Below are 9,924 nucleotides of genomic sequence, written 5' to 3'. Positions count from 1 at the left end.
GCCTGACCTGCGGTTTCCCGTGGCCGAACGCGCATGAGAACAATACCGCACTCGGGCCGGTGGTCACCAACGCCTTCAGCGCTTGACCTCAACCATGGTTGATGTCGGAGGCTCGTCCGTATGACGAAGACGACCGCCGCACCGGCACGCGGCCACCACGACCTGGACCGGCTCATCGCCCTGATGACGGGCGACGAGAAGCACGGCCCCGCCGCCCATTCCACGCTGGACGCTCTGTGGGTCCTGTACAGCAGGGTGCTGAGGGTCACACCCGCCACGATCGAGGACCCCGAACGCGATCGCTTCCTGCTCTCCAAGGGGCACGGGCCCATGGCCTACTACGCCGTCCTCGCCGCGCACGGCTTCTTCGAGGAGGCCCTGCTGCCGACCTTCGGCGCGTACGACTCGCCCCTCGGGCACCACCCGGACCGGCTGCTCGTACCAGGGGCGGAGATCGGCAGCGGATCGCTGGGGCACGGCCTGCCGCTGGCCGTCGGGACCGTCCTCGGGCTGCGCGCCCAGGGACTCACCGACCCGCGGGTCTGGGTGCTGATCGGGGACGCCGAGCTGGACGAGGGCAGCAATCACGAGGCCATCGCCCACGCGGGCCCGGCCGGGCTGGAGCAGCTGCACACCGTGGTGATCGACAACGCCTCCGCCACCCACGGCTGGCCCGGCGGTATCGCCTCCCGGTTCGAGGCCGCGGGCTGGTCGGCGGCGACCGTGGACGGCCGGGACCACGAAGCCCTGTACGCGGCCTTCACCGCGCCCCACCCGGGCAGGCCGCGGGCCGTGATCGCCCGGGTCGAGCCCAAGAACTGACCCGTGCGGCGGCCTCCCCGCCCGGCCCACCGCTCGGACAGACAGACAGACAGGCAGCCACCAAACCGGCAGAGCGAACGGACGGCTCCGCTCCGCGCCGAACCCGGAAGGACGCTTCATGGACACCATGCGCGATCGATTCATCTCCACCGCCTCTCGGCTCCTGGACGAGGAGCCCCGGCTCGCCGTCGTCCTGGCCGACATCAGCAGCGACGGTTTCGACCCCGCCCGGCGGGCGCATCCCGACCGGGTGGTCAACGTGGGCATCCGGGAGCAGTTGCTGATCGGCACCGGGGCCGGGATGGCGCTGACGGGCCTGCGGCCCGTCGTGCACACCTTCGCCAGCTTCCTGGTGGAGCGGCCGTTCGAGCAGGTCAAGCTGGACTTCGGGCATCAGGGCGTCGGCGGGATCCTGGTCAGCGCCGGGGGCTCGTACGACTGGCCGGCCGGAGGTTTCACCCATATGGCTCCGGGCGACGTGGCGCTCCTGGACACGCTCGACGGCTGGACGGTCCATGTGCCGGGCCATCCCGACGAGGCGGAGGCGCTGCTGCGGGAGGCGGTGGCGGGCGACGACCGGGTGTACCTGCGGCTTTCGCTGCAGTCGAACCGGGAGGCCCGGCCGGTGGGCGCCGGCACCGGCTTCGCCGAGGTGCGCGGCGGTCGGGGCGGGACGGTGATCGCGGTCGGTCCGATGCTGGACAACGTGCTCGCGGCCACCGAGGGCCTGGACGTGAGCGTGCTCTACGCGGCGACCGTCCGGCCCTTCGACGCGCAGGGGGTGCGCCGAGCCGCCGGTGCGGGGGCGGCGGACGTGGTGATCGTGGAACCGTATCTGGCGGGCACCTCCACGGCTCCGGCGAACGACGCGCTGGCAGACCTTCCGCACCGGGTGCTGGGGCTCGGCGTGGGCCGTGCCGAGCTGCGCCGGTACGGGCAGTTGGAGGAGCACCTGGTGGCGCACGGGCTGGACGCGCACGGGCTGCGGGAGCGGATCGCGGGATTCCTGCGGTGGTGAGGCGGCCGGTGCGGGCGCTTCGCGCGCGGGCCGCTCAGCCGTCGTCCTCCCCGGGCCCGTCCTCCCCGGGCCCGTCCTCCTCCGGCCCGACGAGTCCCGGCCCGATCAGCTCCGGGTGTCCGGCGAGCAGCCGCCGGGGAGCAGCCTGCCGCCAGGCGTCCGTGAGGACGGAGGCGAGTTCGTCCCGGTCCTCCAGCGCGGCGAGCCGGATCCGCAGCCAGGCGTAGTGGTCGTCGTGTCCCTCGCGGAGGAAGAACTTGTCCGGTTCGGCCGCGATCAGCTCGGACCGGTCCTCCTTCGGGCACCGTACGCCGATCGTCGTGTCGTCGTCGCCGAGCGCGGCGAAGATCTTCCCCGCCACCCGGAAGGTGGGGCGGCCCCACGCAGGCTTCTCGGCGGTGTCGGGCAGTGACAGGGCGATGCTGCGGACGTCTGCTGCGGTGGTCGCGGCGTCGGCGGTCATCCGGGGTCTCCGATCGACGTGCCCCGGCGGCGCTGCCGGGATTCGACCGTACCGCCCGGGGCCGGTACCGCATCCCGCGGCGATGCGTCGACGGGTCGCCTGAGCCCGGCCGCGGACGCGGTACCGGCCGGAGGGCCGTCCTCGCGCCGCGGAGCACGGCGAGAGGGCCGCCGTTCACAGGTGGTGACGGCCCTCCCGGTGGTCGATGTGCAGGACGAGTTCCTGCGCGAGGGACTTGATGGTGGCCAGTCCCGCCCGCCCCCAGGGGCGTGGCACGGTGTCGACGGCGCAGACGGTGCCGAGTGCGATCCCGGTGCGGTCGATGAGCGGCGCCCCCAGGTAGGAGCGGATGCCTATGTCGTCGACGACCGGGTTGCCGGCGAACCGCGGGTAGTCGCAGACGTCGTCCAGGACGAGGGCCTTGCGGCGGGCGACGACGTGCGGGCAGTAGCCGCGGTCGCGGGTCATGTACCGGCCGCCCCGGTTGCCTCCGGCGGCGGCGGTGCCGAGGTCCGATCCGCCGCGGTGGCCGGTCGGGGCGTGCAGGCCCGCGAAGAACTGGCGGTTCTCGTCGATGAAGTTGACCATCGAGAAGGGCGTGGCGGTGGCTGCGGCGACCCGGTCGGCGAAGGCGTCGAAGTCGTCGAACGAGGCGTCGGGGCGTTCACCGAGGTCCAGCCTGCGCAGCCGTGCGGCGCGGGCCGGGCCGTGCCGGTCGGCGGGGGTCAGCAGCATCCGGCCGGTGGCGAAGGACGTCACGGGTGGGCTCCGAAGGTCTGGAGCGGAGCGGGTGCCGAGGTGGCGTTGATGAGGTGCTGGACCAGGGTGACCAGGGCGCCCGTACCGGAGCTGGCGATCCGGGCGTCGCACAGGACGACGGGCACCTCCGGCCCGAGGTCGAGCGCGGCGCGCACCTCGTCGGGCTCGTAGCGGTAGGCGCCGTCGAACTCGTTCACGGCGACGATGAAGCCGATGCCGCGCCGCTCGAAGAAGTCCACCGCGGCGAAGCACTCGGAGAGCCTGCGGGTGTCGGCGAGCACCACGGCTCCGAGCGCGCCCTGGGAGAGCTCGTCCCACATGAACCAGAACCGTTCCTGGCCGGGCGTGCCGAACAGGTAGAGCACGTGCTGCTCGGACAGGGTGATGCGGCCGAAGTCCATGGCCACGGTGGTGGCCGTCTTCGACTCGACGCCGTCGAGGTTGTCGGTGCCCACGCTGACCTGGGTCAGCAGTTCCTCGGTGCTCAGAGGGGCGATCTCGCTGACGGCGCCCACGAAGGTCGTCTTCCCGACGCCGAACCCGCCCGCGACCAGGACCTTGAGGGCGACGGGGAAGAACTCGGCGGTTCCGGTGCGGTCAGAGCTGTCGTCGTAAACCATCGAGCACTGCCTCCAGCAGGGATCGGTCGGTGGGCGTGTCATGGAAAGCGGGAGCGTGCGCGGTGAGCGCGCCGCAGGCGACGAGGTCAGAGAGGATGACCTTGGTGACGACCGCGGGCAGCCGGAGGTGTGCGGCGATCTCCGCGACCGACATCGGCCCCTCGCACAGTCCGAGGGCCACGGTGTGCTCCGGGCCCGGGGGCGTCTCGGGCTCGATGCCGGTGGCCATGACCAGGGAGAGCAGATCGAGCGCGGTGGACGGCCGGGTCCGGCCGTTGCTGACGGTGTACGGGCGGATGAGCCGGCCGGCCGCGTCGTCGAGCAGGGGCCCGTCCTGCGGGGCCGGCATCCTCACAGCCCCGAACTGAACGGCGCCCCGGCCGGTTGCCGCAGCGGGGTCGTCAGGTAGGGCCGGACGCTCTTGACCAGCATGGCCATCTCGTAGCCGAGCACCGCGGCGTCCGCCTCGCGCCCGGAGAGGACGGCGAGGCAGGTGCCCGATCCGGCGGTGGAGACGAACAGCAGCGTGGAGTCGAGCTCCACGACCACCTGCCGGACGTCGCCGTTGTCCCCGAAGCGCGCGCCGGCGCTGCGGCCCAGTGAGTACAGGCCGGCGGCGAGGGCCGCCATGTGGTCGGCGCTGTCGGGGTCCATGCCGTGGACGGACTTGACCAGCCCGTCGGCGGAGAGCAGGACCGCGCTGCGCGTGTAGGGCACGCGTTGGACCAGTCCGCTCAGCAGCCAGTCCAGGTCCGATACCTGACCGGACGGCATTTCGCTCGCCATGGTGTCTACTCCTTGTAGGTGGTGTCTTTACGGGGTTCGGGCACGGTCCGGCCGGCTGCGAACGGGCCGGCGGGAAACGCGTCGGGCCCGCCGGGGCCGGCGGCGTCCTGGGCGCGGCCCGTACGGGGGTGCGCGCCGGGCGGGGCGGCGGCCCCGCGTACGGGAAGGGGCGCGAGCGTCTCCAGGACGGCGTCCAGTGCGGTGGGCGGTGCGGTCCTGGCGGGGCCGGGGGCGTCCGGCGCGGTGGGTGGGGCCTCCTCCTGGGCGGTCTGGGCCTCGGCGAGGTCGATGCCGCGCCGGAAGGCGGCCATGAGTCCCGGGTCGTGCAGGGCGTGCTCGTCCTCGACGCGCGGTACGGGCGCCTCCCGCAGCTGGGGCACCAGGTGTTCCTGGTTCGCCCGCTTGGGCAGCGCCGGGCGCGCGGCGGCCGGTCGGGGCGTCTCGATCCGCTCGGCGCGCTGCGGAAGGGGCGGTGCCTCTCCGTGCGGCTGGGGCTGTTGCCGCCGCGGCGCGCCGTGCCGGGGGCCGGGGGTGTCCGGCACGGGTCCGGGGTCCGTGGGCGGAGCGGCCGTCGGGCGCTCGGGGGCGAGGTGCGCGGGTGCGGGCGGCACGTCCTCGGCGGGCGGCCGGTGCACGGCTCCGGGCGGCGGTACGGGAGCGGCGTCGGGCGCCGGTGCGGCGTCCGGGTCGGCGCCGAGGAGGGACTGCGGCAGGACGAGCACGGCCTGGGTGCCGCCGTAGATGTTGCTCTGGAGCCGGACGGCGATGCCGTGCCGGCGGGCCAGTGCGGAGACGACGAACAGGCCGATCCGGCCGTCCTGGAGCAGGTGGGCGACGTTGACCTGGTCGGGGTCGCAGAGCAGTGCGTTCATCCGCCGCTGCTCGTGGTCGGGCATGCCCAGGCCGCGGTCCTCGACCTCCAGCGCGAGACCGGCGGTGACGTGCTGGACGCGGAGGAGGACCTGGGTGTGCGGGGCGGAGAACACGGTGGCGTTCTCGACCAGTTCGGCCAGCAGGTGGATCACGTCGGCGACGGCGTGGCCGCGCAGGGTGCCGTCCATTGGCGGGACCAGTTTGACCCGGGGGTACTGCTCGACCTCGGCGATGGCCGAGCGCAGGACCTCGGTCATGGTGACCGGGTTGCTCCACTGCCGGCGGGAGACGGCTCCGCCGAGCACGGCGAGGTTCTCGGCGTGCCGGCGGATGCGGGTGGCGAGGTGGTCGACGTGGAAGAGGCCCTTGAGCAGGTCGGGGTCCTCGACCTGGTGCTCCAGCTCGTCGAGGATCTGGATCTCGCGGTGGACCAGGGACTGGAGCCGGCGCGCGAGGTTGACGAAGACCTCGACCTTCTGCTCGTTGCCGGTGGAGCTGAAGAGCTGGGACGCCTGCACGACGGCGGTCACCGCGGCGTCCTGGGCGCGGCCCATCTCCTGGGCGAGGAGGTCGAAGGCGTCTCCGCCGGAGACGGGCGGCGGCGAGGTGCGGGGCGCGGCGAGGGGTTCGCCCGCGCGGAGCTGCTCCATGACGCGCTGGAGGTCGGCCTGGCCCTGGGCGCTGGCCCGCCGGAGCGCCAGCGTCCGGTCGAGCACGGCTCCGGCCACACGGTTGGCTCCGAGGTAGGCCGCCGCGACGGCGGCCACGGCGAGGGCGGCCGAGCCGCCGAGGGCGGCCCACAGGCTCGGCGACGGAGCGACGGCTCCGGCGCGCATCGTGAAGATGACGGCCGCGGTGCCGCTCAGCAGGGCGGCGACGGTGGGGAGCAGCGCGGTGCGCAGCAGCTGTGGGCGTATGCGGGCCTCCGGGGAGGGCTGTGCGGCGCGCGGCCTGCTCGGGGCCGGCTGGGCTCGTGTGCCGGGGCGGCCGTGCCGCCCGCCCTCGCGGCGGTCCGGTCGCGCGATGGGCGCGCGGAGTTGAGACATCAGCGTCCTCGGTACGGGGGGCGCCGGGAATCGGCGTTCTGATCGGCGTTCATGCCGTTCCCATCGGCGTTGTGCGGTGGCGTCTGCGGTGGTCGGTCGGGGTCGGGTGATCGGTCGGGCGGGCCGGATGGAAGCCCACCGTCGCCCACTGGGCACACACGGTAGTCGCCACCGCCCGCCGCGCGGCGGGCAGTTGTCGAACTTGCCCGCCATCCGTCCCGCTCTGGTATGAGCCCTCGCACGGGCGACCGATTACGCCTCGGAGCACCGTGCGGCAGAGGCCGGAACCGGGAGACGGCACCCCAGGATGATCAACAGAACCGTCCGGTTACCATATGAGCGCCGCCTAGCTCGAAAGATAAACTTGTGACTGTCAATGACGACTCGTTCACCAACTGGATGCACCGTGAGGAGATCGCGGAGTCGATGATCCCGATCATCGGGAAGCTGCACCGCGAGCAGGACGTCAACGTCCTGCTGCACAGCCGCTCCCTGGTGAACAAGTCGGTGGTCAGCATCCTCAAGACCCACCGCTTCGCACGGCAGATCGCCGGCGAGGAACTCTCGGTCACCGAGACGATGCCGTTCCTGCGGGCTCTGACGACGCTCGACCTCGGCCCCTCGCAGATCGACATAGGCATGCTCGCCGCCACGTACCGCGCCGACGAACGCGGTCTGTCCGTCGAGGAGTTCACCGCCGAGTCGGTCGCCGGCGCGATGGGGGCCAACAAGATCGAGCGCCGCGAGTCGCGCGACGTGGTGCTCTACGGTTTCGGCCGCATCGGCCGCCTCCTGGCCCGGCTCCTCATCGAGAAGGCCGGCTCGGGCAACGGCCTGCGCCTGCGCGCCATCGTGGTCCGCAAGGCAGCGGGCCAGGACATCGTCAAGCGCGCCTCGCTGCTGCGGCGCGACTCCATCCACGGCCAGTTCCAGGGCACGATCACGGTCGACGAGGCGAACAGCAGGATCATCGCCAACGGCAACGAGATCAAGGTGATCTACTCCGACGACCCGACGTCGGTGGACTACACGGCGCACGGCATCAAGGACGCCATCCTCATCGACAACACCGGCAGGTGGCGGGACCGCGAGGGCCTGTCGCAGCACCTGCGCCCGGGCATCGCCAAGGTCGTCCTCACGGCGCCGGGCAAGGGCGACGTCCCGAACGTCGTGCACGGCGTCAACCACGACATGATCGAGGCCGACGAGCGGATCCTGTCCTGCGCCTCCTGCACCACCAACGCCATCGTCCCGCCGCTCAAGGCGATGGCGGACGAGTACGGCGTGCTGCGCGGCCACGTGGAGACCGTCCACTCGTACACCAACGACCAGAACCTGCTGGACAATTACCACAGCTCCGACCGGCGCGGTCGCTCGGCGGCGCTCAACATGGTCATCACCGAGACGGGCGCGGCCTCCGCGGTGGCCAAGGCGCTGCCCGACCTGGACGCGCGGATCACCGGCAGCTCCATCCGCGTCCCGGTGCCGGACGTCTCCATCGCGATCCTCAGCCTGCAGCTCGGGCGCGAGGCCACCCGGCAGGAAGTCCTCGACTACCTCCGCAACGTCTCGCTCGCCTCACCGCTCAAGCGCCAGATCGACTTCATCAGCGCCCCCGACGCGGTCTCCAGCGACTTCATCGGATCCCGGCACGCCTCGATCGTCGACGCCGGAGCCACCAAGGTGGAGGGCGACAACGCCATCCTCTACCTCTGGTACGACAACGAGTTCGGCTACTCCTGCCAGGTCATCCGGGTCGTCCAGCACGTCTCCGGCGTCGAGTACCCGACGTTCCCGGCCCCCGCGGTCTGACCCGCGCCTCGCGCACCGCACCCGTGCCCGGCAGGCGTCGAACCTGCCGGGCACGGGTGCGACCGGGCCCGGCGCTCAGCCGGGGGTGTCGCCGGGCGCCACGCGGTGCGCCTCCAGGCCGGGAGAGGCGAGCAGGTCGGCGATCAGCTCCTCGGAGCCGCCGACGTACGTGCTGACCAGGTCCACGTCACCGCCCAGGCACCAGGCGCGGTCCTGCGGCCACCACAGGTCGGGCAGTTCGGCGTACTGGTCCAGGGACTCCGGCGAGGCGGCGTCGGCCAGCGGGCCGGAGAGCAGCACCCTGTCCCGTTCGGGCGTCTCGAACCAGGGGAACCGGCCGAAGTCCCAGCGCCCGTAGCCGACCCACAGGCCGAACCAGCAGCGGTCGGGCGTCGCGGTGTGCCGGGCCAGCACCGGGATCAGGCTCCGGGCGACGTCCGGCGGGGTCGGCCCCTCGCTCGGATGCTCGTCCCATACGCCGGGCAGTCCGTACTCCTCGTCGTTCTGGTAGAACCTCGCCACCCCGATCAGCCGGTGCCAGTCCATGCCCGGGACCACCTCGCGCCCATGGGCGGCGCCCACGGCGGCCCACGTCACCGGGCGCTCGTCGAGGGACGCCGGGTGCAGCACCCGCGCGTAGGCGGCGAACCCGGGCGCGGCGACGCCCGCGACCGTGCCGAAGTGCCCGCGCTCCGGGGCGTGTCCGGTCAGCCATCGCGCCGGGCCCAGGTCGGTCTTCCGCACGTGCAGACGTCCGTACCGTTCGGGTGCGAGTTCGAGGTTCATCCGGTGATCGTACGGCGGGCCGCCCGGCGTCCGCCGGGGCGCCCTCGGGAGCACCGGCCTGGGCCCGGGACAAATCGACCCGCGGACCGATGGACCAGGTCGCGGCGGTGTTCGAGCCGGTGGTCGGAGCCGAGCGCCTCCCACAACGAACACGTCCTCGGCGACCTGCCCGACGCGCAACGCGCCGCGCTCATGGCCGCCCTACGCTGGATCAGCGGCACCGGCCGGACTTCGGAACCTGGAAATCGACCACTGCCGCCCTTTCAGAGCGGCCACTGACCGGGTGACGGGCTGACGTCTCCCACAACGCACGTGGCTCCTGCGCCGCTGAGAGAGGTGTTCGACGCCTCAAAGTCATCAGCACAGGAGCCCCGTTGGTTCCCCGTTCTGCCGCACTCGATCTACCTGACGTCCTGGTCAAGTGGGCATCCATGCCGATCCCGTTCGGCCTTTCATTCCCCGGTCAACTCGCCCTCGGCCATGTGACAGTGCCGGCTGTCAGAGGCGTGTGTTTGGCTGGTGCGCATGTCTGTCGAAGAAGCCGCCGCACGTATGCCCGACATACCTGCCCTGCTCGAAAGGTGTCGGGCCCTCGCCGCCCTGAGTGCCATCTGTCCCGACCACTACAGCTACAAGTTCGACGCGTTTCCCGACGGGGAGCGGCTGTCGATCGATAGCGACTGCCGCTCCCTGGGCGTCGACCACGGACCGGACGGCACGCTGGTGTGGTCCTGGGACGTGGACGGGTTCTACCAAGAGGACGAGTCCGAACCGCTCCTCGGACAGTTCCCCGCGCAGCTGCTGCCACGGCTCGCCGGGATGACACGGTACGAACACGACGGCACCGTGTGGTGGCGGCTGACAGCGGTGATGTGGCGCCTGCCCGGCGATGACGTGTGGAGCACGCCCCAGCCCCCCGACGCCCCCGACGCCCCCGAC

At 72.4% G+C, this 9,924-nt stretch carries 10 protein-coding genes and 1 pseudogene; 4 read left to right on the top strand and 7 right to left on the bottom strand.

Annotated elements, in window-relative coordinates:
* Positions 1 to 120: 120 nt before the first annotated feature.
* Complete coding sequence (locus EES43_RS27140; RefSeq protein WP_124271191.1) at positions 121 to 822, top strand: thiamine pyrophosphate-dependent enzyme; 702 nt, start codon at positions 121 to 123, stop codon at positions 820 to 822.
* A 118-nt stretch (positions 823 to 940) separates the two neighbouring features.
* Positions 941 to 1,840 carry a transketolase family protein gene (locus EES43_RS27135; protein WP_124271190.1) on the top strand — a complete coding sequence of 300 codons (900 nt, stop codon included), beginning with the start codon at positions 941 to 943 and terminating at the stop codon, positions 1,838 to 1,840.
* 34 nt (positions 1,841 to 1,874) lie between these two features.
* On the opposite strand, the gene EES43_RS27130 is transcribed toward EES43_RS27135, so the two are convergent.
* From EES43_RS27130 to EES43_RS27105, 6 genes are all read right to left on the bottom strand, one after another.
* Positions 1,875 to 2,303, bottom strand: coding sequence for an MmcQ/YjbR family DNA-binding protein (locus EES43_RS27130; RefSeq protein ID WP_124271189.1), 429 nt, complete (start codon positions 2,301 to 2,303; stop codon positions 1,875 to 1,877).
* A 174-nt stretch (positions 2,304 to 2,477) separates the two neighbouring features.
* On the bottom strand, positions 2,478 to 3,062 hold the full coding sequence (locus EES43_RS27125) for a GAF domain-containing protein (RefSeq protein WP_124271188.1): 585 nt from the start codon (positions 3,060 to 3,062) through the stop codon (positions 2,478 to 2,480).
* Complete coding sequence (locus EES43_RS27120) at positions 3,059 to 3,682, bottom strand: GTP-binding protein (RefSeq protein WP_124271187.1); 624 nt, start codon at positions 3,680 to 3,682, stop codon at positions 3,059 to 3,061. Before EES43_RS27120 ends, EES43_RS27125 begins: the two co-directional genes overlap by 4 nt.
* Positions 3,660 to 4,031 carry a DUF742 domain-containing protein gene (locus tag EES43_RS27115; protein WP_124272172.1) on the bottom strand — a complete coding sequence of 124 codons (372 nt, stop codon included), beginning with the start codon at positions 4,029 to 4,031 and terminating at the stop codon, positions 3,660 to 3,662. The genes EES43_RS27120 and EES43_RS27115 overlap by 23 nt, the downstream gene beginning before the upstream one ends.
* Before the next feature lie 2 nt (positions 4,032 to 4,033).
* Positions 4,034 to 4,468, bottom strand: coding sequence for a roadblock/LC7 domain-containing protein (locus EES43_RS27110; RefSeq protein WP_124271186.1), 435 nt, complete (start codon positions 4,466 to 4,468; stop codon positions 4,034 to 4,036).
* 5 nt (positions 4,469 to 4,473) lie between these two features.
* Complete coding sequence (locus EES43_RS27105; RefSeq protein WP_124271185.1) at positions 4,474 to 6,387, bottom strand: sensor histidine kinase; 1,914 nt, start codon at positions 6,385 to 6,387, stop codon at positions 4,474 to 4,476.
* A gap of 366 nt (positions 6,388 to 6,753) precedes the next feature.
* On the opposite strand from EES43_RS27105, the gene EES43_RS27100 reads away from it, so the two are divergent.
* Positions 6,754 to 8,199 carry a glyceraldehyde-3-phosphate dehydrogenase gene (locus EES43_RS27100; protein WP_124271184.1) on the top strand — a complete coding sequence of 482 codons (1,446 nt, stop codon included), beginning with the start codon at positions 6,754 to 6,756 and terminating at the stop codon, positions 8,197 to 8,199.
* A 75-nt stretch (positions 8,200 to 8,274) separates the two neighbouring features.
* Here the strand turns inward: EES43_RS27100 and EES43_RS27095 are convergent, their stop codons facing one another.
* Positions 8,275 to 8,985: a hypothetical protein gene (locus tag EES43_RS27095; protein WP_124271183.1), complete on the bottom strand. Its 711-nt coding sequence runs from the start codon at positions 8,983 to 8,985 to the stop codon at positions 8,275 to 8,277.
* Positions 8,986 to 9,537: 552 nt separating this feature from the next.
* Here EES43_RS27095 and EES43_RS27090 point away from each other — a divergent pair.
* Positions 9,538 to 9,924: pseudogene (locus EES43_RS27090) on the top strand (hypothetical protein); the annotation flags it as partial.

This window comes from Streptomyces sp. ADI96-02 (genome assembly GCF_003846185.1).
GTDB lineage: Bacteria > Actinomycetota > Actinomycetes > Streptomycetales > Streptomycetaceae > Streptomyces.
Note: the sequence above shows the minus strand (reverse complement) of the source record. Positions and strands in the feature narration are given on the sequence as shown.

Bases quoted from the DNA above. Each gene is read 5' to 3' on its own strand.
- EES43_RS27135 (WP_124271190.1), top strand. From the start codon at position 941: ATGGACACCATGCGCGATCGATTCATCTCCACCGCCTCTCGGCTCCTG.
- EES43_RS27130 (WP_124271189.1), bottom strand. From the start codon at position 2,303: ATGACCGCCGACGCCGCGACCACCGCAGCAGACGTCCGCAGCATCGCC.
- EES43_RS27120 (WP_124271187.1), bottom strand. From the start codon at position 3,682: ATGGTTTACGACGACAGCTCTGACCGCACCGGAACCGCCGAGTTCTTC.
- EES43_RS27110 (WP_124271186.1), bottom strand. From the start codon at position 4,468: ATGGCGAGCGAAATGCCGTCCGGTCAGGTATCGGACCTGGACTGGCTG.
- EES43_RS27105 (WP_124271185.1), bottom strand. From the start codon at position 6,387: ATGTCTCAACTCCGCGCGCCCATCGCGCGACCGGACCGCCGCGAGGGC.
- EES43_RS27115 (WP_124272172.1), bottom strand. From the start codon at position 4,031: ATGCCGGCCCCGCAGGACGGGCCCCTGCTCGACGACGCGGCCGGCCGG.
- EES43_RS27140 (WP_124271191.1), top strand. From the start codon at position 121: ATGACGAAGACGACCGCCGCACCGGCACGCGGCCACCACGACCTGGAC.
- EES43_RS27095 (WP_124271183.1), bottom strand. From the start codon at position 8,985: ATGAACCTCGAACTCGCACCCGAACGGTACGGACGTCTGCACGTGCGG.